Annotated in this window: 23 protein-coding genes and 1 riboswitch; of the genes, 11 read left to right on the plus strand and 12 right to left on the minus strand. The window is 67.1% G+C overall.

Annotated elements, in window-relative coordinates; all coding sequences use genetic code 11:
• Positions 1–37: 37 nt before the first annotated feature.
• Positions 38–754: a hypothetical protein gene (locus ACYQML_RS02440; RefSeq protein WP_461234583.1), complete on the minus strand. Its 717-nt coding sequence runs from the start codon at positions 752–754 to the stop codon at positions 38–40.
• 581 nt (positions 755–1335) lie between these two features.
• Here ACYQML_RS02440 and ACYQML_RS02445 point away from each other — a divergent pair.
• Positions 1336–2475: an HPP family protein gene (locus ACYQML_RS02445; RefSeq protein ID WP_461234584.1), complete on the plus strand. Its 1140-nt coding sequence runs from the start codon at positions 1336–1338 to the stop codon at positions 2473–2475.
• A 187-nt stretch (positions 2476–2662) separates the two neighbouring features.
• On the opposite strand, the gene ACYQML_RS02450 is transcribed toward ACYQML_RS02445, so the two are convergent.
• The 3 genes from ACYQML_RS02450 to ACYQML_RS02460 all read right to left on the minus strand — a co-directional run bounded on the left by ACYQML_RS02450 (position 2663) and on the right by ACYQML_RS02460 (position 6212).
• The gene (locus ACYQML_RS02450; protein WP_461234585.1) at positions 2663–3304 is read right to left on the minus strand and encodes an HD domain-containing protein; all 642 of its coding nucleotides are present in this window, start codon (positions 3302–3304) and stop codon (positions 2663–2665) included.
• Between the two features lie 308 nt (positions 3305–3612).
• Positions 3613–4119 carry a hypothetical protein gene (locus tag ACYQML_RS02455; protein WP_461234586.1) on the minus strand — a complete coding sequence of 169 codons (507 nt, stop codon included), beginning with the start codon at positions 4117–4119 and terminating at the stop codon, positions 3613–3615.
• Positions 4119–6212, minus strand: coding sequence for a M48 family metalloprotease (locus ACYQML_RS02460; RefSeq protein ID WP_461235644.1), 2094 nt, complete (start codon positions 6210–6212; stop codon positions 4119–4121). The genes ACYQML_RS02455 and ACYQML_RS02460 overlap by 1 nt, the downstream gene beginning before the upstream one ends.
• A 348-nt stretch (positions 6213–6560) precedes the next feature.
• On the opposite strand from ACYQML_RS02460, the gene ACYQML_RS02465 reads away from it, so the two are divergent.
• The gene (locus ACYQML_RS02465) at positions 6561–6800 is read left to right on the plus strand and encodes a hypothetical protein (RefSeq protein WP_056422118.1); all 240 of its coding nucleotides are present in this window, start codon (positions 6561–6563) and stop codon (positions 6798–6800) included.
• Between the two features lie 19 nt (positions 6801–6819).
• Here the strand turns inward: ACYQML_RS02465 and ACYQML_RS02470 are convergent, their stop codons facing one another.
• Both ACYQML_RS02470 and ACYQML_RS02475 read right to left on the minus strand, forming a co-directional pair.
• Complete coding sequence (locus ACYQML_RS02470; RefSeq protein ID WP_056422121.1) at positions 6820–7203, minus strand: hypothetical protein; 384 nt, start codon at positions 7201–7203, stop codon at positions 6820–6822.
• A 325-nt stretch (positions 7204–7528) separates the two neighbouring features.
• Positions 7529–8461, minus strand: coding sequence for a LysR family transcriptional regulator (locus ACYQML_RS02475; RefSeq protein WP_461234587.1), 933 nt, complete (start codon positions 8459–8461; stop codon positions 7529–7531).
• A gap of 214 nt (positions 8462–8675) precedes the next feature.
• On the opposite strand from ACYQML_RS02475, the gene ACYQML_RS02480 reads away from it, so the two are divergent.
• From ACYQML_RS02480 to ACYQML_RS02490, 3 genes are all read left to right on the plus strand, one after another.
• Positions 8676–9977 (plus strand): dicarboxylate/amino acid:cation symporter, encoded by a 1302-nt coding sequence (locus ACYQML_RS02480; protein ID WP_461234588.1) that lies wholly within the window; start codon positions 8676–8678, stop codon positions 9975–9977.
• A gap of 127 nt (positions 9978–10104) precedes the next feature.
• The gene (locus ACYQML_RS02485) at positions 10105–10944 is read left to right on the plus strand and encodes a bifunctional allantoicase/(S)-ureidoglycine aminohydrolase (protein ID WP_461234589.1); all 840 of its coding nucleotides are present in this window, start codon (positions 10105–10107) and stop codon (positions 10942–10944) included.
• Positions 10941–11453 (plus strand): ureidoglycolate lyase, encoded by a 513-nt coding sequence (locus ACYQML_RS02490; RefSeq protein WP_461234590.1) that lies wholly within the window; start codon positions 10941–10943, stop codon positions 11451–11453. The genes ACYQML_RS02485 and ACYQML_RS02490 overlap by 4 nt, the downstream gene beginning before the upstream one ends.
• A gap of 48 nt (positions 11454–11501) precedes the next feature.
• Here the strand turns inward: ACYQML_RS02490 and ACYQML_RS02495 are convergent, their stop codons facing one another.
• The 4 genes from ACYQML_RS02495 to ACYQML_RS02510 form a co-directional block, all read right to left on the minus strand.
• Complete coding sequence (locus ACYQML_RS02495) at positions 11502–12320, minus strand: outer membrane protein (protein ID WP_461234591.1); 819 nt, start codon at positions 12318–12320, stop codon at positions 11502–11504.
• A gap of 231 nt (positions 12321–12551) precedes the next feature.
• Positions 12552–13457, minus strand: a complete 906-nt coding sequence (nudC, locus tag ACYQML_RS02500; RefSeq protein WP_419953031.1) for an NAD(+) diphosphatase — start codon at positions 13455–13457, stop codon at positions 12552–12554.
• The gene (locus ACYQML_RS02505) at positions 13457–13873 is read right to left on the minus strand and encodes an HIT domain-containing protein (RefSeq protein WP_461234592.1); all 417 of its coding nucleotides are present in this window, start codon (positions 13871–13873) and stop codon (positions 13457–13459) included. Before ACYQML_RS02505 ends, nudC begins: the two co-directional genes overlap by 1 nt.
• Before the next feature lie 59 nt (positions 13874–13932).
• Positions 13933–15339, minus strand: coding sequence for an aminotransferase-like domain-containing protein (locus ACYQML_RS02510; protein ID WP_461234593.1), 1407 nt, complete (start codon positions 15337–15339; stop codon positions 13933–13935).
• 173 nt (positions 15340–15512) lie between these two features.
• Here ACYQML_RS02510 and aptA point away from each other — a divergent pair, with 173 nt between their 5' ends.
• The 3 genes from aptA (at position 15513) to ACYQML_RS02525 (ending at position 18953) form a co-directional block, all read left to right on the plus strand.
• Positions 15513–16862, plus strand: coding sequence for an omega-aminotransferase AptA (aptA, locus tag ACYQML_RS02515; RefSeq protein ID WP_461234594.1), 1350 nt, complete (start codon positions 15513–15515; stop codon positions 16860–16862).
• Positions 16863–16930: 68 nt separating this feature from the next.
• Positions 16931–17320, plus strand: coding sequence for a tautomerase family protein (locus ACYQML_RS02520; protein ID WP_461234595.1), 390 nt, complete (start codon positions 16931–16933; stop codon positions 17318–17320).
• Between the two features lie 316 nt (positions 17321–17636).
• Positions 17637–18953, plus strand: coding sequence for a D-amino acid dehydrogenase (locus ACYQML_RS02525; protein WP_461234596.1), 1317 nt, complete (start codon positions 17637–17639; stop codon positions 18951–18953).
• A 52-nt stretch (positions 18954–19005) separates the two neighbouring features.
• Here ACYQML_RS02525 and thiC read toward each other — a convergent pair whose 3' ends face one another.
• The gene (thiC, locus tag ACYQML_RS02530; protein ID WP_056141096.1) at positions 19006–20913 is read right to left on the minus strand and encodes a phosphomethylpyrimidine synthase ThiC; all 1908 of its coding nucleotides are present in this window, start codon (positions 20911–20913) and stop codon (positions 19006–19008) included.
• An 85-nt stretch (positions 20914–20998) separates the two neighbouring features.
• Positions 20999–21105: riboswitch (TPP riboswitch) on the minus strand.
• A 283-nt stretch (positions 21106–21388) separates the two neighbouring features.
• On the opposite strand from thiC, the gene ACYQML_RS02535 reads away from it, so the two are divergent.
• Entirely contained in the window at positions 21389–22087 is a 699-nt protein-coding gene (locus ACYQML_RS02535) for a BA14K family protein (protein ID WP_461234597.1), read from the plus strand.
• 275 nt (positions 22088–22362) lie between these two features.
• Positions 22363–22863 carry a DUF2721 domain-containing protein gene (locus tag ACYQML_RS02540; protein WP_461234598.1) on the plus strand — a complete coding sequence of 167 codons (501 nt, stop codon included), beginning with the start codon at positions 22363–22365 and terminating at the stop codon, positions 22861–22863.
• 56 nt (positions 22864–22919) lie between these two features.
• Here the strand turns inward: ACYQML_RS02540 and ACYQML_RS02545 are convergent, their stop codons facing one another.
• The gene (locus ACYQML_RS02545) at positions 22920–23363 is read right to left on the minus strand and encodes a protein tyrosine phosphatase family protein (protein ID WP_461234599.1); all 444 of its coding nucleotides are present in this window, start codon (positions 23361–23363) and stop codon (positions 22920–22922) included.
• Between the two features lie 182 nt (positions 23364–23545).
• On the opposite strand from ACYQML_RS02545, the gene ACYQML_RS02550 reads away from it, so the two are divergent.
• A complete protein-coding gene (locus tag ACYQML_RS02550; RefSeq protein WP_056423228.1) occupies positions 23546–24055 on the plus strand; it encodes a DUF533 domain-containing protein in 510 nt (169 codons plus the stop codon).
• Positions 24056–24089: the final 34 nt, after the last annotated feature.

The raw sequence follows: 24089 nt of genomic DNA on the forward strand, positions 1-24089 counted from the left end.
GCCGCCTAGCTAGGCCGGCCGAGAACAGCATGCTTTCCTAGGTGTCACGTGATTTTCGCTGCGGCAATTTGCGCACCGGAATCTTTCTTTCAAGCTTCTTTCGCTGTCCGGTCATTGGCAGACGCTTGCCTGCCGCCGCAGCACGCTTGCGTAGTTCGGCTATAAGATTCTCCAAGCGGATACGGTAGACGGTGCCGTTGAGGCTCGGATCGGGGATCCAGAACCCGATGTAACGAGGACGGTCGGGCTCGTACATCGAAGCCTCAATCGCCACAACCGCTCCGATCGCTCCGTTCGGGATGATCGATCGCACGCGTTCCTTGCCAAGCGTAAGGCGCGACTGCGGATTCAAAGCAGCGTTTCGTGCCGTGTGCCGCTTCATGTAGCGCCCACGGCAACGGAGTCGCCTTTGCGCTGTGGCTGTTGGCTTATCAGCCATGCCGAGAGTGATGGAAAAGGCACCAGTACGGACTATCGGGTAGCTCCATGTCGGCGGGCTAGTGAAATCCGTAATGACAGAGAGTCCGGCGGCTTTCGCAGCTTCCCGGAAGGCCTCGTCGATCTGCCAGCGACGGAAATTCCCGCGGGCATAAACAGCGGGGCATTCAGTGGGACGGGCCGGAATGCGTCGTGCCGAATCCACAAATGCGGCAGTGATCCCCTCTTCGAACCGTTCTAGAAATGTCGCAAGCTGCCCAGGATCGGCTCCTCGCGTTAAAAGTTCGAGTGGATCTATCCCAGCCAGCTTAGCCATAACACCGCGCCTTTCGCAAACATGATTTATGGTCGCAAAAGTTTCGAACGAGCGCAAGCCCTCATGCTTCGTGTCGCTGCTAGTACCCCTTCGATGCCCGGCTAACCGGGGAGGTCATTGTCAGCCCAATCTTGCGATTGAACGCATCGCCGTTCGGGAGGTGGCGATTGTCCTCCTTCTAAACCACCAAATAATGCTCCCACAATCTTAGGCATCCATATGAGATGCCTCTGTGAGGGCGAGCGATAGCATTAGCCATCACCTTGGTGCGTTTGCTCCATAAGGCCGCAAAGGTGCCGGCCCCCGGATGACCCGCATCGGCGATCACATGACAGTGATCGACGCGACGGTCTTCGGCGTCCGCAGGGAGGAGCGAGGCCGAAATCGTGAGCCCCTGCAGGGCGAAAGCGTCTCGCGACCAGATCACACTCCCGATCTGCCTCGCCAGCAGGCAGAATGCCTATCGAGATTGCAAATCTCGATGCGGACTGTAAAACTCTGCTTGGTATACCAGAGCCGTGAGCCCGCGATGGCGGCTCTGATCGGCGGGGCGGGTGGTCGCACGGGGGGAGAACGAGAGGATGTCCAATATCGCCGGTCCTGGACGTCGTCTCGGCGACCTGCTCGGATCTCGCCTGTTTCGGCCGATCCTGGCGGGGGCGACCCTGCGCGAGCGTCTCATCGCCTGCCTCGGTGCTCTCCTGGGCATCGCGCTGACCGGCCTCGTCAGCGGCTGGATCGTCGGAGAGGGGCCGCACATTCCCCTGATCGTCGCCCCGATGGGAGCGACCGCGGTGCTCCTCTTCGCCGTGCCGGCGAGCCCGCTCGCCCAGCCCTGGCCGATCATCGGCGGCAACACGATCTCGGCCCTGATCGGTGTCACGGCGGCCTATTTCATCCCCAACCCCGTCCTGGCCATCGGCGTCGGCGTCTCCCTCGCCATCGCGGCGATGTCGTTCACGCGCTGCCTGCATCCGCCGGGCGGTGCCGCCGCCCTGACGGCCCTCATCGGCGGGCCGGCCATCGCGTCCTCCGGCTTCCTGTTTCCCTTCGTCCCCGTCTGCCTGAACTCCCTCATCCTGGTCGGCCTCGGCATCGCCTTTCATCGGCTGTCGGGGCGGCAATATCCGCATGTTCCGCAGGCGGCGCCCGTCAACGTCCATGGAACGGCCGATCTGCCCGCTCCGCTCCGCGTCGGCTTCAATGCCCGCGACGTCGACGCAGCGCTCGAGTCCTTGAACGAAACCCTCGACATCGACCGGACCGACCTGGACCGGTTGCTCCGCGAGGTCGAGAGCCAGGCCATGGCCCGCGCCCATGGAGAGCTCGACTGCGGCACGGTCATGTCGCGGGACGTGGTCACGATCGGCGTGAACGATTCCGTCGCGAAGGCGCGCGAGTTGCTGCTCAAGCACAACATCCGGACCCTGCCCGTGGTCGACGGCGCCGGCCGGCTCGCCGGCACGCTGGGCCTGCGCGAGCTGGCCTTGCGGGGCGACGGGGCCATCGCGCAGGTCATGTCCGAGGCCAGGACCGCGAAGGCGGACGAGCCGGTGCTCTCGCTGGTCGAGCCGCTGAGCAACGGGCGCACGCATGCGGTGGTGGTCACCGCCGAGGACCGCAGCATCCTCGGGATCGTCACCCAGACCGACCTCGTCGCGGTCCTCACGCGCCTGGTCTCGAACAAGGCCTTCGCAGTGCCCACGCCGCACGCGGCGTGATCTATAGGTCGGAGAGCATGGCCCGATTGTTGCGTGGAGAGGGTGTTTACCCCTCACCGTACCAGCACGGGTTCGGGCCGATGCACGACACGCCGCTTCTTCTCCACCTCCTCTACGTGATCCTGATGGCGTCGAGCATGATGATCACGTGGCAGGTCCACCGGCTTCTCGGCCGCGCCTGAGCGCGTTACCCTCCGGCCCGAAGCGCCGCCGCCTCGTCGGCGAGGTTGGCACGGGCGGCACTCTCCAGACGGTCGTGAAAATGCCCGGTCTGGTAGAGACGGGGCCGGTCGAGAAACCGATCGAGCACGCCCGCGCGCCCGATCCTCCAGGCCGCGTCGGGAACCATCGCGTATTCCCGCCGGACCGCCGCCGCATAGGCCTCGTAGATCGCCCGTGGAGCGCCGAGCACCGCGAGGTCGAGATCGAGCATCAACCGCGTTTCCGGGTCCTCGCTGGGTCCATGCGCGGCGGTCGCCCGGATCATCGCGACGGCCGAGCGAATGCACTCCCGCCCGAGGCCGGACCCCGAGCAGGTGACGAGCAGGTCGGCGCTCCGCGCCTCGTTGTCGGAGCGGGCCGGATCGTAGACGGCGTCGTGGAAATAGATGGCGAGATCGATGGCGTCGCCGTCGAGCCCCGAAACGTCGGGCAGCCCCCGCACGGCATCGTGCCCCGCGAGCAGAGCCCTGACATGGGGCCAGCCATGATAATGCCGCGTCGCCTCGCCGTAGCCGGCATCGAGGGCCCGCCATGCGGCCTCCGCGCCGGCCCCTCCCACCGCCCGTGTCCAGACTCCGTCGAAACGTTGGCGCAGGCATCGGTCCATGCGGAACCTCGGTTCGGATAGCGGGGGCGATGGGGGCGTGAGGTCCGTCGCCCACCTGTGTGACCGGAACGCGGCGCGGTTTGCCATGATCGGCGCAACGCCGCGCCGATCCGCCATGGTCGCGCCACGCTCAGGGTGGCTCAAGAGCTTGCTGGATCACGCGTTTTCCCGCGCTCGGGTGGCTGCCGCCCCCTCGCGCGTGGCGCCATCCGTCGCCACGACGAAACACGCCGAAAGCCCGCCGCGTGGCGGTGGGAAACGGGGTCGCGTCCGAGCGAAAATGCCGGCTCACGCGACCGGTCCCGCCGTCAAAGGCCCCCCGAGGCCGCCCGCCGGTTGCGGACCATGCCGGCGATCGCCAGCACGATGATCGCCGCGATGGCACCGGTGATCGCCAGGAAAGTCAGGGTGCGATTCCACAAACGGTCGAGGCCGAGATCGGTGGTGACGAGGTCGGGCCGGGCCGGATCGGCCATCACCCGGATGCTGTAATCGCCCACATGAAAGCCACTGAACACGTAGTTCACCCGTCGCGCGACGGCTCCCGTGGAGGTGCGCAGGTTCAGCGTCGCGTCGCAGATATGGATCACGATCTTGGCGCTGCACTTGCCGTCCGTCACCCGCGCGTCGGCGACGGGATGGGCCGTCTCGCGGACCTGCCAATCCGAGAGCAGCGGCGGCGCCGTGTAGACGAGGCAGGCGGCCAGAAGACCCGCCAACGCCACGAGGCCGAACAGCGTCCAGAAGATATTGCCCCAGCCCTGACTCGGAGGGGGAAGGCGCAAGGAGGCCGGGCTTTTCGCAGGGGCAGTCATCAAAGCGAGCCTCGTCTGGCATCGTGTATGGGAGGGGCCGGAGACGAGCCAGCCTCCGCGAGGATGCGGCGCGCCTCGGCCGCATGCCGGTAGCGGGCGATCAGGTCGGCGAAGTCCTGCAGCGTCATCTTTCGCGGAAGGCTGGCCCTGATCGTGACGATGCGGCGTTTGGGGTCGAGGCGGATCTTCCGCCCCCCCGGCACCCTCTGCGGAAAGAGCGCCTCCGGCGGCAGGAGCAGGCGCGTGACGATTCCCGTCTGCTGTAGCGTCATGTCGAGATCGGCCATGTCGTCCCAGGGGATGGGCCGGTCGAGGCCGGGGATCACCAGGGCTTCGGGCCGCAGGATCATCGTGGTCCGCTCGCCCCGCCACAGCCTGAACAAGCCAAAGCCCCCAAGCATAGCCCCGCAGGCAAGGGAGACGGCCGCCACGAGGCGCGCCTCCCAGGCCGACAATCCCGGGAAGCCGAGGGTCACCAGGGCGAGAGCGAAAGTGGCGAAGAGCAGGCCGGTGACCGCGAGGACGATGGCGCCGGGCCGGCTGTTCTCGCGCAGGATCCGCTCCTCGGTGTCGATCGCCGCCGCCGTCGCTTCGAGATGCGCCCGCACGGCCGCGTCATGCTCTTCCACCGCCCCGCGGAAATCCGCTGTGGCCGCCCGGCACAGGCCGGTGGGGTCCGCGAAATAGGCGGCGAGCTGGCCCAGCGCGTGCGGCGGCGGCACGATGGCAGACGCGGCCAGGAGTTCGGCATCCAGCGTCCTGCCGAGGGCGGCGATGCGCTCGCGGGTCGGCGGATGGGTGTCGGTGGGGTGGGGCTGCTCGGCCTCCAGATGCGCGGCCGGGTCGTCGAGGCCGTGGGCGATCACGTGGTCGAGGATGGCGGCGACGAGATCGGCGGGGGCCGATCCGGGCGCCTCGGCGGCGGCATCGAGCATTTCGGCGATGCGCGGCTGAACCGCGCCGGTGCGGAGCAGCGCCCGCGCGGCGGCATCCGCCGAAGTCGGCCCGGCGCCGGCGGCGTCGGCGGCGAATTCCCGCGCCCGGCTCCAGTGCCGCACGGCGAGGTGGAACCGCTCCATCACGAAGGCGCCGAGGCGTAAGGACGGGGTCAGCAGCCCGAAGGATCCGGCATGCCCCTCAGCCACCGCGTCGAGGGAGCGCCCGACCCCGGCATAGATTGGCAGGAAGCGCTGGCTGTAGGCGGTGTCACCGCCGGCGTAATGGGCGAGTTCGTGGCTGATGATCGCCGCCACCTCGTCGCCGCGCATCAGGGCGAGGTAGGGAAGCGGGAGATAGAGGATGCGGCCGGTCAGCCGCTCACCGCCCGGCTCTACCACGGCCGGCCCGGCGCTGACGAAGAAGCCCCCGGTGAGGCCCACCACCACGGCCTCGGGCTTGAGCGCTCCGAGCCGTTCGGCGAGCCCTTCGGTGAGCCGCCACAGGCCTGGCGCCTCGGCCGGCGAGACGGTCCGGCCGAGGATCGGCAGCGGGTCGGGTTCGAACGCGGCGAGGGCCCGGCGCAGACCGAGAACGGTCGCACCGGCCGTGATGAGCACGGCGCCGATAGCTACGGCGGCGACCAGCAGCAGCTTGATCTCTCCGCTGCCGAGGCCGGGTCGGGCGAGCATACCGGCCTCGACGATCACGGCGACAACGACCCCTCCGGCGGTGAGGAGGACCTGGACCGCGAGGATGGGAGGCAAGAGTCGTCGCACCAGGGAGAAGCCGACGACCAGCACGTCCCGCGAGCCCCGGCCCATCCATCCCAGGACGGCGCCGGCGAGCAGGACGAGGATCGACAGAGCGGCCGCGATGGCACCGGCCGCGACGACGAACGGCGGCAGGCTCCTGCGCCAATCCATCAGCATGGTCAGGGTGGTGGCCTCGTCGCGGGCCGCGCGGGCCTGAACCAGGGCGAGGGGGCCGCCATAGACTTGGCCGTTGCGGCGGAACTGCATGCGGAAATCGATGCGGCCGTCCTGTGGCTGGCGCGCCTCAAGGTCTTCGACGACCCGTATCAGCTGCAGGCGTTCGGCATCGAGTTCGGCCCAATCGGCGGCGGCGCGCTCCTGTTCCCAGAGGCCGAGGAGCATGATGGCCAGGGGCAGCAGGACGGTGGCGGCCACGAGGCCAGCGAGAGAGCGTAGCCGCGACGGGGCGCGCGTGATCGTTGCGTCGGCGATGCCTGCCTCCCAGGATGCGTTCTAGCGCAAACGGGCATGCAGATAGGCCACTTCCTAGGAAAAATCACCCGTCAGGCTGCGGACACGATCCGGGCGACTCTGGCATGTCGATGCGGAGGGCGGCGTGGATCGTGTCCGGGGCGGGTTGCTCCATCAGCATTCGCCAGGGGTTCCAGCGCAGGAACGCTGCGGAAGCGCCAGGGTGGCCCCTGGGATGAGGTATGAAACTTCATTATGTGCCGCTCCGTATGGGGGCGGATGAATCTCGATGTCTTCCCAGGTTTCTCTACCCCGGCCCTCGCCTCCACAGAGGCCGATCTCATCGCCGCGGATGCTGAGTGGATCGCCGAATTGGCAAGCGTGTTCGGCTCCGACAGGATCGACGAGATGGCGGCTCAGCGCGCGGGCCGGGGCGAGGAGGGAAGTCGCCTCCGGCATCTCTACGACGCCCGTGAGAGTGCCTTGGCGGCATGGCGCGCCGCGCGTGGTATGGATTAGCCGCGCCGGCTCAGCCGGGTCAGAAACGGGGACTGGCCGTCATTCCCAATGCTGCACCCGACCCCGCAAGGCTGACGCCCTTCTTCGACACACGGTGTCCATCGCCGTAGGTGGGAGGCGTGTAGCCCTGTCGGGATTGCCGGTGGATCGCGTCGCCGAGGTCGCCGGCGACCTGTCGCAGGGTGGTTGCTTGGCAGGATGCGGCGACCTGCGTCGCGAGTTCACGGGTATGGCTCCGGCCATAGAGGAAGGCGGCGAGGCGCGCCCGGGTCCTCTCGGGAATGCCCGCCACCAAATCGGGGATGGCGTCCGCGTGAGCGCGGTATATCTTCCCAAGCTGATCGCCTGAAACAGGGCAATCGTCGTTGAAATCTTCGATGCCGATCGAACGGGCCTGGAACACTCGGGTACCTGCAAGTTGGGTTGCCCCGACACTGCGATGCCGTGGTTAACGAATGGTGCTCACGCCCTCCGATCGGTGAGAAGTCATTAACAGACAGTGGGGCGGCAAATCTTCACAGGCCGCGTCTCAATCGATCCCGTCGTCTCGGGCTCGCCCCTGAGCGTGGCGTGATTGCCCGGCTGAGGCGCGGTCTTCGGGATCTTCATGAGCTGGAAGGCGCAGACGCAACAGAGGGCCAGCGAAGCCAGCCAGAGTGCGCATCGTGCGGTTTTGACGGTTTGTTTCGACATGGCAGCCAGGGTGGGCCCGATTGGTTAGCCAAAGTCTAAGACCGCTCTACGCCGCTCCCGACCGAAGGCCGGTCTCGCCGCAACTCGGTAGCCAAGCGCTCCGCGTCGCTTCGCATCAGAGCCAGGAAATTTTGCGCCATCGGCCCCGACCGCAGATGATAGAGGGCGTGGACATCCGCCGACAGGATCGGCGAGACGACGGGCCTGTAAGTGACGTTCGCATGGGCGAGCTTCGCCACGAATTCCGGGATCAGGGCGACACCGAATCCCGCCGCCACGAGGCTGGTGAGCGAGGCGGCTTCCACCGCCTGCTGCGAGATCGTCGGATAGAATCCGCTGCCGATGCAACATTGCAGAATGTGCCTGGCAAAAAGCGAATCCCGCAGACGCAGGAAGACGAACTTCTCGTCCTTCAGACAGCTCAACGTCACCGATTCGGTGGTGATGCTGTGGCCTTTGGGCAGGACGACGTTGATTCCCTCCCTCCAGGCCAATTCGCTCGTGAGGTCCGGGTCCTGCGGCGGAGTTCGCAGGAAGTTGATGTCCGTCTGCCCCGATTTCAGCGCAGCGATCTGCTTGTCTGGCGACATCTCATGGATCTGGATGTCGACTGCGACGAAGGTCTCCTGAAACTTATAGATTAGTCCGCCGAGCGGTCCGGCGAGCATCGACCCCGTCAGGCCGACATTGAGCACGCCGACGCTGCCGCAGCCGATGGCATGCGCCCGCTCGGTGGCGTCCTGCGCGCTGTGGAGAATGGCCTTCGCGCGAACCAGAAAATCCTGGCCCGCCTGCGTGAGCGACACGCGGCGCGTCGTCCGCTCGAGCAGTCGGGTTCCGATCTCGGTTTCGAGATCGCGGATCTGCTGGCTCAGCGGCGGCTGCGCCACGCCGAGAGCATCCGCCGCCGCTGTAAAGCTGAGCTTTTCTGCGACGGCCACGAAGTAGCGGAGGTGGCGAAGTTCCATGACCGCCATTCATACCCTGAGCCTCTTAATGGCGATGAAAGATATATTTGACGGCTGCCTCGGGTCGAACAATGCTGCGCTCGCCGATGGGCGAGGACATGTAATTCCTGCATGACTCCGCAGGACGTCCCACCTCCTGTCAGTGAATCTTCCGATGCACCGGGGCCGGGCACGCGGAGCGACGAACGGCCTGAAGCAACGGTTGGAGGTTCGCATGCGGCGCTTTTTTGCGTCCCTGTTCGGTCAGGTGGTCGCGGCCCTCGTCCTCGGGATCGTCCTCGGCATCGCATGGCCGGATTTCGCTGTCGCTCTGAAGCCCCTCGGCGACGGGTTCATCAAGTTGATCAAGATGGCGATCGCGCCCCTGGTCTTCGGTGTCGTCGTGCACGGCATCGTCGGGGCGGGGGACCTGCGCAAGGTCGGCCGGGTCGGTCTCAAGGCGCTGATCTATTTCGAGGCGGTCACGACCCTGGCCCTCGTGCTCGGCATCGTCCTCGCCTACGTGTTCGCGCCGGGGGCCGGCATGAACATCGATCCCTCCACTCTCGATGCCAAGGCCATCGCCAGCTACACCGACCGGGTCGGGCAGGTGACAGGCACCGTCGACTTCCTGATGAAGATCATCCCGACCACGATCGTCGATGCCTTCGCCAAGGGCGACATCCTCCAGGTCCTCATCATCGCGATCCTGTTCGGTTCGGGATTGGCGTTACTCGGCGAGCACGGTCAGCCCCTGGCGCAGAGCATCGAGCGGATCACCGCCGTCCTGTTCAAGATCATCGGCTTCATCGTGCGGCTGGCCCCCCTCGGCGTCCTCGGCGCCGTCGCCTTCACCGTCGGCAAGTACGGCATCGGCTCCCTGCGGCAACTCGGGATGCTGGTGGCCCTGTTCTATGTGGGCGTCGCCTTCTTCGTCTTCGTCGTGCTCGGCGCGATCCTGCGCGCGGCCGGCTTCAGCATCCTGAAGCTCCTGGCCTATCTGCGCGAGGAACTCATGGTGGTGGCGGGCACGGCCTCCTCCGACAGCGTGCTGCCGCAGATCATGCGCAAGCTCGAACGGCTCGGCATCCGCGATTCCACCGTCGGCCTGGTGATCCCAACGGGCTACTCGTTCAACCTCGACGCCTTCTCCCTCTACCTCACCCTCGCCACCGTCTTCATCGCGCAGGCCACCAACACGCCCCTGTCCTTCGGACACCTGATGCTGATCCTCGGCATCGCCCTACTGACCTCCAAGGGCGCACACGGCGTCCCCGGATCGGCCATCGTCGTCCTGGCGGCGACCCTGTCGGCGGTGCCGGAAATCCCGGTGATTGGGTTGGTGCTGGTTCTATCCATCGACTGGTTCGTCGGCATCGCCCGGGCGCTCGGCAACCTCATCGGCAATTGCGTGGCGACGGTGGTCATCGCCGCCTGGGAGGGCGATATCGATCGGGCTCAGGCCCATCGCGTCCTGAACGGAGAGGTCGCCACCGACACGGCGGCGGTGCTCGATAGCCCCCTTGCCAAGGCGTAAGCTCCGGGACGACATCCGGCGCGCCCAGGTCGGAACAGGCCAATCCGGGTCCGCCCTGGCACGATCCGCGCTGGGCCCGCGACGTTAACGGCTCGAACGAGTTGCATGAATTGTTGGAGACGAGCCCGTGACCGCCTCTTCCTATAACCCGCCCTGCGGTGGACTGCCGCCCCAGACCGCGCTGATGACCGGCCGGGCCGTATTCACGGAAGCCTATGCGGTCATCCCGAAAGGCGTCATGAGCGATATCGTCACCAGCGTGCTGCCGTTCTGGAACGACACCCGCGCCTGGATCCTGTCCCGCCCGCTCTCCGGCTTTTCCGAGACTTTTGCCCAGTACCTGATGGAGGTCGCCCCCGGCGGCGGCAGTGAGCGCCCGGAACTCGATGCCCGCGCCGAAGGCGTGCTGTTCGTGGTCGGCGGTCATGCCAGCCTCGTCCTGGAGGGGGCTACGCATGCCCTCCGCCCCGGCAGCTATGCCTATCTTCCTCCGGGCGCCGCCTGGACGTTGCGCAATGACGGCGGCGAGCCGGCCCGCTTCCACTGGATCCGCAAGGCCTACGAGCACGTACCGGGCATCGACATCCCGCCGGCCTTCATCCGCCACGACTCGGAGATCGAACCGCTCGGCATGACCGGCACGAACGGTGTCTGGGCCACGACCCGCTTCGTCTCTCCCGACGACGTGCGCCACGACATGCACGTCAACATCGTCACGCTTCAGCCAGGCGCCTCGATTCCCTTCGAGGAAACCCACGTGATGGAGCACGGGCTCTTCGTGCTCGAAGGCAAGGCGGTCTACCGGCTCAACCGCGACTGGGTCGAGGTGGAGGCCGGCGATTTCATGTGGCTACGCGCCTTCTGCCCCCAAGCCTGTTACGCGGGCGGCCCCGGCCCTTTCCGCTACCTGCTCTACAAGGACGTCAACCGCCACCCGGCCCTTACGCCGCACAGGGGCGGGCGATGAGCGCCCGGCACATCGTCGCGCGTCCACTCACCCCCGAAGCCTTCGCCCCGTTCGGGACGATCATCGACAGGGCGGCCGTCGATCCGCGCCCCATGAATGCCGGCATGGCGCGCCGCTTCCACGATCTGGCGGAGGTCCGTACCCTCGGCGAGGACGCGCGCGTGGTGATCGGCCTCGTGGAAGCCGAGCCCTATCCCCTGCCGCTAAGGGTCGGTCTCATCGAGCGCCATCCCCTCGGCGCGCAGGCCTTCGTACCGCTGAACGACGCGCCGTTCCTCGTGGTCGTGTGCCCCGACGAGGATGGGCGGCCCGGACCACCACAGGCCTTCGTCACGGCGCCGGGCCAGGGGGTCTGCTACGCTATCGGCACGTGGCACGGCGTGCTGACCCCCTTCGGTGCGCCCCAGGAATTTCTCGTGATCGATCGCGGCGGGACGGGCATCAACCTGGAAGAGGTTCGGTTCGACGAGCCTTGGACGGTCGCTCTGCCGACAATGTCGGAGGGATAAGCTGTCGCGATGCCCCGGAGGGCATCGCGAGCCGGATGTCCCGATGGCTCAGGAGCCGAACTTGTAGTTCAGCCCGACCCGGACGACGCTTCCCTCCGAGCGGAAGCGCGACGTCGCCTCCACGAGGGACTGGCCGAGTCCGCTGGAGCTTGTCAGCGGGACGCTGCGCTTGCCGAGATCGTAATGCAGGTATTCCACTTTCAGCGTCACCGCGGAGGAGCGGAAGACGTTGAGGAAACTCTCGGTCGGCATGGCGTATTCGATGCCCCCGCCATAGGCGAAGCCCGTCTCGAGACGGTCGATCCCGCCGGCGAAGAGGTCGAGGGTCGGAGTTCCCCCCAACTGCAAGCTCGACGCGCTCTGGTAGTTCACGTTGCCGTAGGCGAGACCGCCGGTGCCGTAGACCAGGACGCGATCGAACGCGTAACCGAGCCGGCCGCGCACGGTGCCGAGGAAATCGAGGCTCTGACGCGTGGTGGTGACCACGGCCGAATCGCTGCCCGACCCGAAGATGCCGCGCGACCTGCGCTTGGTCTCGTCCAGGTCGGTATAGGCAATGTCGGTCTCGATGCCGAGGACGAGGCCCGCGCCGGAGGTGAGCTGGTAATTGTACCCGGCCTGACCGCCGGCCACGAAGCCTTCCTGCCGGGAGGACAGCGAGGCGATGCCGGCGCGCTCGATGAAGAGATCGGTGCCGCTGCCATTCACCGAGGTCGCCGCCGTGCGGACGGTCTGCCGGTCGGTGAAGCCGTATCCGGCCTGCACACCGGCGTAGAAGCCGGTCCAGCTGAAGCTCGGAAGCGGCACGAAGACGGGTGGCGGCGCAGCGCGGCGGGGTAGGTCCGCCGCAGCCGCGGTCCCGGTCATCAGCCCGATTATCGCGCCGACACCCAACAAAACTTTCGCCATCTTCCCCTCGCCGCCTCCATTGACGGCAGCGACGTGAATCAACGGAGCGATCCTGGGATAGTGCCGGGAAGACACAATTTCGGACCGATCGTCCGAAATTTTTAACCATGACGCGACGTGGCTAACTCCTCCTCGGGGAGGTACAAAAATGCCACTGCCGTGAGTCTGTCGACCGGTTTCCACAGCCCATTAAAGCCGCTCCTCGACGAAGGCACGCATGAGCAGATGAGCGATCGCCATAGGCGGCGGCACGGTCAGTCCCTCGCCATGGGTGCCGGCGATCATCGCCGCCACCTCGTTGCGGGTGAACCAGCGGGCGTCCGCGAGCTCTGCCGGATCGATGGTGATCGCTTCGTCCAGGGCCTCCGCCGCGCAGCCGATCATCAGCGACGACGGGAACGGCCAAGGCTGCGAGGCGTGGTAGGTCACCGCGCCGATCCTCAGCCCCGCCTCTTCGAGGGTCTCGCGGCGGACCGCGTCCTCGATGGTCTCGCCGGGCTCCAGGAAGCCGGCGAGGCAGGAATACATCCCCTCCTTGAAGCGCGGCGAGCGGCCGAGCAGACAGGTTTCTCCACGGCGGATCAGCATGATCACCACGGGATCGACGCGGGGGAAGTGATGGGTCTCGCAGGTCGAGCATTCGCGGCGGAAACCGCCGGCGGCGAAACGGGTGGCCGTTCCGCAATTGGCGCAGAAGCCGTGGCGGGCATGCCAGGCCAGGATGGATTTCGCCGTGGCGAGGAGGCCGAGTTCATGCGGCGCTACCGCATTCTCGGCGGCGAGGCTGCGCAGGTCGGTGGTGCGGAAGCCGGGATCGGACTCGTACCCGTCGGCGGACTCCGGCGAGACCGCGCAGGCGAAGACCGGAGCCCCGTCGAGGCGGCCGAGGAAGAGCGTGAGATCGGCGTGACAGGCACTCGCCGCCTGCCCGGAGGGGAGGAGCGCCGTATCGCCGGCAAGGACGATGCGGTCCCCCGCCACCAGCACGATCCGCGCATCCGGCGCGTCCGGCTTCGGCACGAGGTCGCTGCTCTCGGCCGAATGGCGGACGAGCCGGCTTTCCGCATAGCCGAGTTGGTCGAGGCGCGCGCTCATCAGGCGGCCGCGAACAGGGCGCCGATGCGCTCGATCATCTGGGCGCGGGCGTGGTGCGGATAGGACTGGCGCGTGCCTACGCCCCAGACCGGCGAGGGCCAGGCCGGATCGGACAGGAAACGCCCGATCACATGGACATGGAGCTGCGGTACGACGTTGCCCAAGGCCGCGACGTTGACCTTGTCGGGCTTGGCGAGGGCCAGCATCACGCCGGTGGCGATCCGGATCTCGTCCATGAGGTCGCGCGCATCCTCCGCCGACAGGTCGGTGAGTTCGCTAGCACCCGCCCGGCGCGGCACCAGGATCAGCCAGGGAAACCGGGCGTCGTCCATCAGCAGGATACTGCACAAGGCGAGGTCGCCCACCGGCACGGTGTCGGCGACGAGGCGCGGGTCGAGGGTGAAATCGTTTGTCATCGCCGCTCAAGCTGGGATGCGTTGGGAATGCGGAGTTCTCGCCGGTTCGGCCTCGTAAGTCACGCGGGCGCGGGCCGCTCGGTGTCGAGGAAGCGGAACAGGGCCGGCGCGTTGGCATGCGCCACGTTGAAGCGCAGCCACGGGGTCGGCTCCTGATCGGCGCGGAACAGGTGTCCGGGGGCGAGCATGATGCCCTTCGCGGCGGCCCTTTGCGCGAGGCCGGCCGTGTCCGGATCGCCGCCGAAGCCGGCCCAGAGGAAGAGCCCGTTGGCGGGGCGGTGAAACAGCGACAGGCCCACCGAGAGCAGGGCCTCGGCCACAATCTTCTGCTCGGCGGCGAGCTTTTCGCGGAGCCGCGCGATGTGGAGGCGGTACTGGCCTTCCGTCAGGATCGAGTGGACGATGCTCTCGGAGATTTCCGAGCTCGTCAGGCTCGCCGCCATCTTCATGCGCAGGAGCCGCTGCGCATTCTCGGGGTTGCAGGCGAGATAGCCGACTCTCAGGGCGGGCGAGATGGTCTTCGAGAAGCTGCTGATGTGGATGACGCGCGCGAGCTGGTCGAGGCTGGCGATGCTGGGCGCCGTCTCCTCGACGAAGCTCGCATAGATGTCGTCCTCGACGATCTGGAAGTCGTGTTTCTCGGCGATGCGGAGGATCTGGTAGGCGGTGGCCGGCGAGCAGGACGTCCCGGTGGGGTTGTGGAAGCTCGTATTGGTGAAGAACAGCTTCGGCTTGTGCCGCTCCGCCAGTGCCTGGAGCGCGGGGATCGACGGCCCCTGGAGGGTCCGCTCGACGCCGACGATGGTCACCCCCATCGCGTGGAGCGAGGGGTAGAGGTTGCAATAGCCAGGATCGTCCACGAAGGCGACGTCGCCCGGCTGGAGGAAGGTCCGCATGGTCAAATCGAGGGCCTGGCTCGCCCCATGCGTCAGCAGGATCTGGTCCGGCTCGCACTCGATGTTGCGCTGGGCAAGGAGCAGCTGGATCGCCCGGCGCAAGGGCGCGTGGCCGAGGGGATGCCCATAGCGCGAGACCAGCCGGTCGGGGCGCCGCGCCAGGGCCGCCAGGGCCTGCTTGATCCCGTCGGCGAACAGGTGGCTGTCGGGCAGCCAGCCGCAGCCGGCTTTGACGGTGAAAGCGTCCTCCTCGTAGACCCGCTGGAGCAGCCAGCCGGAATCCACCGAGATCTGCACGGGTTTCCGCCGGTGGACGACGGCTTTGCGATCAAGCAGCCGGGCCGAGACGAAGTATCCGCTCGCGCGTCGGGCTTCGAGCAGGCCGTCCGCGACCAGCCGATTGTAGGCGTTCGAGACGGTGAGCGTGCTCACGCCGCACTGAACGGCCAGCTTGCGCACCGAGGGCAGTCGGGCGCCCGGCGCCACGCCTCCGCTGCGGATGCGCTCGGAGAAGGCCTCCACCAACTGGGCGACGAGGGGGGCGGTGCTGGCGGGGTCGAGGCTGATCATGGGCCGTCATCCACGGGCGAGGCCGGTCTCGGCGATCCGACTGTATGGGTGGGTGAACAGATACAGCTGCGCGTGCCAACCCGCCAACTGTCGATAGTCGGTGAGCCAGGGCCGGGCGATAACGCAGCGCGGCGAGGGTCGGGATCTTGCATCGCGGATCGGCGGAGAGACACATGGATCATGCGATCATCGATCAGGCGGCGAACCGGCAGCTCAACGTCGAGCCATACTGGATGCCGTTCACGCCCAATCGCCATGTGAAGGCCGACCCGACGCCGCGCATCATCACCTCGGCGAAGGGCGCCTATTACCGCACCGCCGAGGGGCGCGAGCTGTTCGACAGCCTGTCGGGCCTGTGGTGCTGCCCCCTCGGCCATGCGCAGCCGCGGATCGTCGAGGCCCTGCGCCGGCAGGCCGAGACGCTCGACTACTGCACCGCCTTCCAGATGACCAACCCGGTGACGCTACGGCTGGCCGAGCGCATCGCCGACATGGCGCCGGACGGGCTGGACCGGGTGTTCTTCACCAATTCCGGCTCGGAGGCCGTCGATACCGCCCTCAAGATCGCCCTCGGCTATCATCGCCTGCGCGGCGAGGCCGGCCGCTTCCGCATGATCGGCCGTGAGAAGGGCTATCACGGCGTCGGCTTCGGCGGCATGTCGGTGGGCGGCATGGTGGCCAACCGCAAGATGTTCGCCACCGCGATGATCCAGGGCGTCGACCACCTGCGCCATACCCACGATTATGCCGAGATGGCGTTCTCGAAGGGCCAGCCGACTTGGGGCGCGCATTTCGCCGACGACCTCGAACGGATGGTGGCGCTCCACGATGCGGGCACGATCGCCTGCGTCATCGTCGAGCCGCTGCAGGGTTCGGCCGGGGTCATCGTGCCGCCGCTCGGCTATCTCCAGCGCCTGCGCGAAATCTGCACGCGCCATGGCATCCTGCTGATCTTCGACGAGGTGATCACCGGTTTCGGCCGCCTCGGCGCGCCCTTCGGCGCTGACCGCCTCGGCGTGATCCCGGACATGATCACCTTCGCCAAGGGCATCACCAACGGCATCGTGCCCATGGGCGGCGTCATCGTCCGCAAGGAGATCTACGACACGTTCATGACCGGGCCGGCCGCGGCGGTGGAGCTGTTCCACGGCTACACCTATTCGGGCCATCCCCTGGCGGCGGCCGTCGCCCATGCCTCCCTCGACCTGATGGAGGAGGGCGACCTCTTCGCCCGCGTGCGCGAGTTGGAGCCGATCCTCGAGGGGGCCGTCCACACGCTGCGCGACGAACCGGGCATCAAGGACATCCGCAATTTCGGCCTGACGGCGGCCGTCGATCTCGAACCGACACCGGGCCAGCCCGGCGCGCGCGCTCTGCGGATCTTCGAGCGCGGCCTGCGCGAAGGCATCCTCCTGCGCTTCACCGGCGACACCATCGCCATGGGCCCGCCCTTCATCTCGACCCCCGCCGAGATCACCGGCATGATCGAGATGCTGCGCGGTCTCATCCGCGCCGAAGCCTGACCGGCGGCCGGCGCACTCCCGATAGACGGCCCGTGACCCGTTCCATTCTCTTCAAAGGTTGAACCGACATGCCCCTGATGCGCTTCGATATCCTGGAAGGCCGCACCGATTCCGAACTGAAGACGCTCCTCGACGCCGCGCACGAGGCAATGCTGGAGGCGTTCAACGTCCCGCCGGGCGACCGCTACCAGATCGTCACCGAGCACAAGCCCTCGCGGATGATCGTCGAGGATACCGGGCTCGACATCCCGCGCACCAAGGACGTTGTGGTGGTCCAGATGATCACCCGGCCGCGCGGCAAAGCGAAGAAGCAGCTGTTCTACAAGCTGCTGACCGAGAAGCTCGAAGCCGCCTGCGGCATCGCCCCGGCCGACGTCATGGTCTCCACGGTGGAGAACACCGACGAGGATTGGTCCTTCGGCCACGGCCGGGCGCAGTTCCTCACCGGCGAACTCTGACAACCGTTTGAGTTCTTATTCTAGAGCTTAACCTCATCCTGAGGTGCCGCGTAGCGGCCTCGAAGGAGGCTTCCAGGGATCGGGAGACGACTGGAGGGCTCCTTCGAGGCCCTTTGCTCAAGCAAAGGGCGCCTCAGGATGAGGTGGTCTGCTGGGATGATCTGCTCTGGCACAAGCATCCGCTGGAAAACCCGATCGAACAGGCCCTGGGCGGGTTTCGCAACGAGTGTCGCCGCTTCTGCGGCCTGAAACCTGCGACACGCCATAGGGACTGAGCAAGGTGACGTGTTGGCCCGCCCATGCGAGCCCGCTCGGGGTGCCAAGCTCATTCCGGACCCTAACCCCGACCCTCTACGGAACGCCGGCCATGCATGTCCTGATCCTCGGTGGCGGTGTCGTCGGCGTCACCTCGGCCTATTACCTGGCCAAAGCCGGCCACCGGGTCACCGTGCTGGAGCGCCAGCCGGCGGCGGGGCTCGAGACGAGTTTCGCCAATGCCGGCCAGGTCTCACCGGGATATTCGGCGCCCTGGGCGGCGCCCGGCATTCCCCTCAAGGCGATGAAGTGGCTGATGATGCGCCACCGGCCCCTCGTGGTCTGGCCGAGCTTCGAGCCGCGTTTCTACGGCTGGCTCGCCCGGATGCTGGCGAATTGCACGGAGGAAGCCTACCAGCGCAACAAGGGCCGGATGGTGCGTCTGGCCGAATACAGCCGCGACGTGCTGCGCGACCTGCGCGCCGAGACCGGCATCGCCTACGATCACCGCGAGCAGGGCACGCTCCAGCTGTTCCGGACGCAGAAGCAGCTCGATCATGTCGGGGACGACACCCGCGTCCTCGACGCCTATGGCGTTCCCTACGCGGTGCTGGAGCCCGCCGGTTGCATCATGGCCGAGCCGGCCCTGGCGCGGGTGGCCGGGACCTTCGTCGGCGGCCTGCGGCTCCCCGGCGACGAGACCGGCGACGCCCACCTCTTCACCCAGCGGCTCGCCGCACTCTGCGAAGACCTTGGTGTGGTCTTCCGCTACGGCACGGCCATCACAGGCCTGCGCAGCGAAGGCGACCGGATCAGCGGCGTGGCGACGGCAGCGGGCGAGGTGCTGACCGCCGACGCCTATGTGGCGGCCATGGGCAGCTACACCCCGGCTCTGCTCCGGCCCTTCGGCATCGACCTGCCGGTCTATCCGGTGAAGGGGTATTCCCTCACCCTGCCGGTCACCAATATCGACGCCGCCCCGGTCTCGACGGTGATGGACGAGACCTACAAGGTCGCGATCACCCGGCTCGGCGACCGCATCCGGGTCGGCGGCACCGCCGAGCTCGCCGGTTTCAGCGCGGTCCTGCGGGGACCGCGCCGGGAAACCCTAGTCCGCTCCGTCGGTGATCTGTTCCCGGCGGGCGGCGATCTCTCGCAGGCCACGTTCTGGACCGGCCTGCGGCCGATGACGCCGGACGGCACGCCCATCGTCGGCGGAACGCGCCTGTCGAACCTCTACACTAATACCGGCCACGGCACCCTGGGCTGGACCATGGCCTGCGGCTCGGGCCGGGTGCTGGCCGATCTTATCTCCGGCCGCACGCCGGACATCGCCACCCCGGACCTCGCCGTCAGCCGCTACGCACGCGGAGCCTGACAACGGGGTAATGCCCTCTCGCGCCGGGCGCGAGAGGGTGAGGCGAGGCGGCCTATTCGGCCGCGTCGACGTAGAGCTTGCCGCCCTCGGCCTGGAACTCGGCGGATTTGGCCGCCATTCCCGCCTCGCGTTCGGCCTGGCTCATGGGCGTCGCCTCGCCCAACACCTGACCGGCCGCCTCCATCGCCAGGACCTCGGCGCGCAGATCCTGCGTGATCTTCATCGAGCAGAATTTGGGGCCGCACATCGAGCAGAAATGCGCAACCTTGTGGGCGTCCTTCGGCAGGGTCTCGTCGTGGTAGGCGCGCGCCGTGTCGGGATCGAGCGACAGGTTGAACTGGTCCTCCCAGCGGAAGTCGAACCGGGCGCGTGACAGGGCGTCGTCGCGCAGCTGCGCCGCCGGATGGCCCTTGGCGAGATCGGCGGCATGGGCCGCGATCTTGTAGGTGATGACGCCTTCCTTGACGTCGTCGCGGTTGGGCAGGCCGAGATGCTCCTTCGGGGTGACGTAGCAGAGCATGGCGCAGCCAAACCAGCCGATCATGGCGGCGCCGATGCCCGACGTGATGTGGTCGTAGCCCGGTGCGATATCGGTGGTCAGCGGGCCGAGGGTGTAGAACGGCGCCTCGCCGCACTCCTCCAGCTGCTTTTCCATGTTCACCTTGATCTTGTGCATCGGCACGTGGCCGGGACCCTCGATCATGGTCTGGCAGCCCTTGTCCCAGGCGATCTTCGTCAGCTCGCCGAGGGTCTCGAGTTCCGCAAACTGCGCCGCGTCGTTGGCATCCGCGATGGAGCCAGGGCGCAGGCCGTCGCCCAGCGAGAACGAGACGTCGTAGGCCCTCATGATGTCGCAGATCTCGTCGAACCGCTCGTAGAGGAACGATTCCCGGTGACCGGCGAGGCACCAGCGCGCCATGATCGAGCCGCCTCGGCTGACAATGCCGGTGACCCGGCGCGCGGTGAGCGGCACATGGGCGAGGCGGACGCCCGCATGGATGGTGAAGTAATCGATGCCCTGCTCGGCCTGCTCGATGAGGGTATCCTTGAAGACCTCCCAGTCGAGCTTCAGCGGATCGCCGCCGACCTTCTCCAGCGCCTGGTAGATCGGCACGGTGCCGATGGGCACGGGCGAGTTGCGCACGATCCACGAGCGGATGTTGTGGATGTTTCGACCAGTGGAGAGATCCATCACCGTGTCGGCGCCCCAGCGGGTCGCCCAGACCAGTTTCTCCACCTCCTCCGCTGCCGACGAGGTCACGGCCGAATTGCCGATATTGGCGTTGATCTTGACGAGGAAGTTGCGGCCGATCGCCATCGGCTCCACCTCGGGGTGGTTGATGTTGGCCGGGATGATGGCGCGGCCGCGCGCCACCTCGTCGCGCACGAATTCCGGTGTGATGAAGGCGGGGAGCGAGGCACCGAAGCTGTTGCCGTCGGCCAGCGCGGTCTGCGCGCCTTCCAGCATCGTCTCGCGGGCGAGGTTTTCGCGGTGGGCGACGTAGATCATCTCCTCGGTGATGATCCCGGCTTTGGCGAACTCGTACTGCGTCACCATCTGGCCGGGGCCGGCCTTGCGGATCTGGCGCGTCGCCGGACAGGGGGCGACGAGCTTGTCCTCCGGCACGAAGCCGTTGTCCTCGGGCTTGACCGCGCGCGGCGTGATCGTGGCGTAGCCGCGCTTGGCGATCCACGGGTCGCGCAGCAGGGGCAGGCCGGCATTCAGGTCGATCCGGGCATCGGTCTCGGTATAGGGGCCAGACGGATCGTAGACCCGCACCGGCGCCTCCTTCGGATCACTCAACGTGACCTCGCGGAACGGCACCCGGATGTCGTCACGGCCAGCCACGCTCGCATAAACCTTGCGCGAGCCCATGATCGGGCCGGTGGTCACCGCTTGCGGCTGCCCCTTGGCGGGTTCTTGTCCGGAAAGGTCTTTGGGAAGGACGGGTGCGTTCATATCGGATTCGCTCCTGGCGTGGGAGGCGATCCGGTTCGCAACGGTACGTCAGGACGACGGGCACCCGCTCGTTTGGAGCAGACAACCCAAGCGTAGTTCCCGTCCCTCCGCCGGTATGAGCCGGATCAGGTTCAAGGGTCAGGGCTGCGGCCCTATCTCAGCCCCCTGAACGGGGCCCCCCTCGGAACGATTCGAAAGTCTGCGTTCGCCGCGCCTTTGTCAATCGCCGGAGCCGACATCCCCAGTCGAATGCAAGGACTCCCACCACGGCAACGATGACGTCGCGCCGATCGCGGATCGTTCGGGTCGGGCCGTTAAGCTCTCCGCGACCGTAGTGTTCGATTTCATCCGCAAGCACAGTCCATTTTCGGTGCGGCATATTTCAGTCCGTCAAAGGCCCTCCCATAATGGAGCCTTCCCTGCTGACGGCGCGTTGTCAGTCATCAATTCCAAAAAACAATCAGGCTGGCGTTCCATGAACAAACTCATTCTCGCATCCGCCGCATTGCTCGGCGCGGTCGCGTTCGTTCCGACAACCGCCGACGCTCGCGGAGGCGGCTGGGGTAGTGGCGGTGGCGGCGGTGGCATGAGCCGTGGCGGCGGTGGGCTCGCCGCGGGTGGTGGAGGCGGCGGCTGGGGCGGCGGTGGAATGAGCCGTGGAGGTGCTGGTGGCGCGGGACTCGCGGCTGCGGGCGGTGGTGGGCGAGGCTGGGGCGGTGGCGGCTTGAGCCGTGGCGGTGCTGGCGGCGGTCCCGCTGCCTTGGGGGGCGCTGGCCAGGGAGGCTGGGGCGGTGGACGCGGACAGGGCGGGATCGCCGCCGGTCCGAACTCCGGCGGTGGCTTCAACCGTGGCGGCTACGGTCATCACCGCGGGTATGGCTACAATCGTGGCTACGGCCGGGGATACGGCTACGGCGGACTCGGTCTTGGTTTGGGGCTAGGCTTGGCTGGAGCCGGAATCGGTTACGGCTATGGCAGCGGTTACTACGATAACGGTGGCTATTACGGCGGCGGCTATGCCCCAGCCTATTATGGTGGCGCCGTCGAGGTTCAGCAGGATGTCGGCGGGTCCGATCAGGACGTCGCCTACTGCATCCAGCGCTTCCGCTCCTACGATCAGCGATCGGGCACCTATCTGGGCAATGACGGTCAGCGTCACCGCTGCCCGCAATAGCAACTGCACGGAAGACCTGCACCAAGAGCGAAGACATTTCAGCCTCATCCGACAAGAGAAGCCCCGCATCACTCGTTGCGGGGCTTCGTCGCATCTGGGCCCAGTGGCGCCTGCCTTACTTATCCGCGCCGTCTTTGCCATCGGTCCATCGGCGGAGATGATGATCTATACCTGACGACCCCGTCTCCACCCCGTTCGAGGGTCTGGGTCTAGGAACGGCGGTCGCAGCGAGGAGGGATCTTCCGGGGCTGCTCGGCATGGCGTAACGCCACGTCATGGTGGCTTCCGGTTCTCTCCTCGCTCCCGACGACATCGCCCACGTCATTCAGGTCGCGCTCGCTCCCGCTTTCCTGCTGACGGCGCTGGCGACGCTGCTCAATGTCTTCTCAACGCGCCTTGGGCGGGTGGCCGACCGTGTCGATGATGCCGCCGCCAGCTTGCAGAAGGCGGATGCGGCCGAGGCGGCGCACCTGTCGCGCCAACTGGCCTATCTGCGTCAGCGCTCCTTCATGCTCGATGTGGCTGTGGTGCTGGCCTGTTTCGGCAGCATCATGACCGGCGTCGCGGTGCTCACGCTTTTCGTCGGGGCCTTGCGCGATGCCGCCACGGCCTCCGTCTTGTTCGGATGCTTCGGCGTCGCCCTGGTCTGCACGGTGGCGGCCATCGTCGCCTTCCTTCTCGAGATCCTGATGGCGGGCCGCCGTATCAGGGACGAGGTCGACCGCCAGACGGTGCAGGCCTCGGATCGGGAAGCGTCTGGACCCGATCTCCCATAGCGGTCGCCGCGAACAGCACGGGCTTGATCCAATGTTGCGGACCGCCACCTGCGGCTTCAATCCTCGACGATCCCCTCGCCATGCGCGTCGAGCCAGCGAATTGCGCCGCTGAGGTCGAAGCCCCGTTCCCGGCCATAGGCCGCGACGTCATCGCGCCTCAAGCGTCCCGCCAACACCTCGCTCAAAGCCCAGAGGGTGAGCGAGCGGGTACCACTACGACAATGCGCGAGGATTGGGCCGGACGCTCCCTCCACGGCGTCGCGGAACTGCGCGATGTCGTCGAGTGTGATGCCTGGGCCGGTAACTGGAAGATGGAGATAGGCCAGCCCCGCCGCCCTGGCGGCTGCGGCTTCGGCCTCCGTGCCCAATTGGCCGGGTTCTTCCCCCTCGGGCCTGTTGTTGATCAGCAGGGCGAACCCTTTTCCCGCCAAGTCGGCGATCTCGGCTTCGTTCGGCTGGCCGGAGACCGAAAGTCGGGATTCGATGGAGGTGATGGTCATGGAAGATCGTCCTTGGGGCTGCCTTGCGGCTCCGTTGGCGCTGCACGGACCCGCCACAGATCGTGTCCGTTCCGTGCGGCACAAGCGGGGCAGGCTGATTCCACCGCACGGCCCGCCTTGAACCCGGGATGGGTCTCGTCCGTTTCCGGTCTGATCCTCAACCCGCCTTCAGGATGACCACCATGGCCGATGCAAGACAGATCGTCGACGCGCTCGTGCGCTCACGCAAGGGCGGGATCGCCGCCACGGCCGCCCTCGGTGGGCTCGCCCTCGTCGCGGGCCTGGCTCTTCGAGCACTCCGTCCTTCCCATGAGCCCGAAACCCCCGATCTCAGCCAAGTCGGCGAGGACGAGGCCCGCATCATGCTGCGCGCCATGGTGGCGGCGACCTTGGCCGACGGCATCGTAGACACGCAGGAGCGCCAGCGCCTCGACGAGGCGGTAGAGGCGGCCGGTATCGACAAGGATGGCCGCGCCTGGCTCGAAAAGGAGCTGGCCGACCCGGCCGAGATCGACGAACTCGCCGAACGCGTGGATTCGCCGGAGAAGGGTGCCCGCCTCTATGCGGCAGCGCGTCTGGCCATCGATGCCGATACGCTGCAGGAGCGGGAGTTCCTGAAGCGATTGGCCGAGGCCCTGGACGTCTCGCAGGACGTGGCGGCGAGGGTCGATGCCGGGCTCGAAAATGCCTGATGGAGAGCGATGTCGCGGGAGTTGACGCGCTCCG

Source organism: Methylobacterium sp. CM6244 (assembly GCF_054817885.1).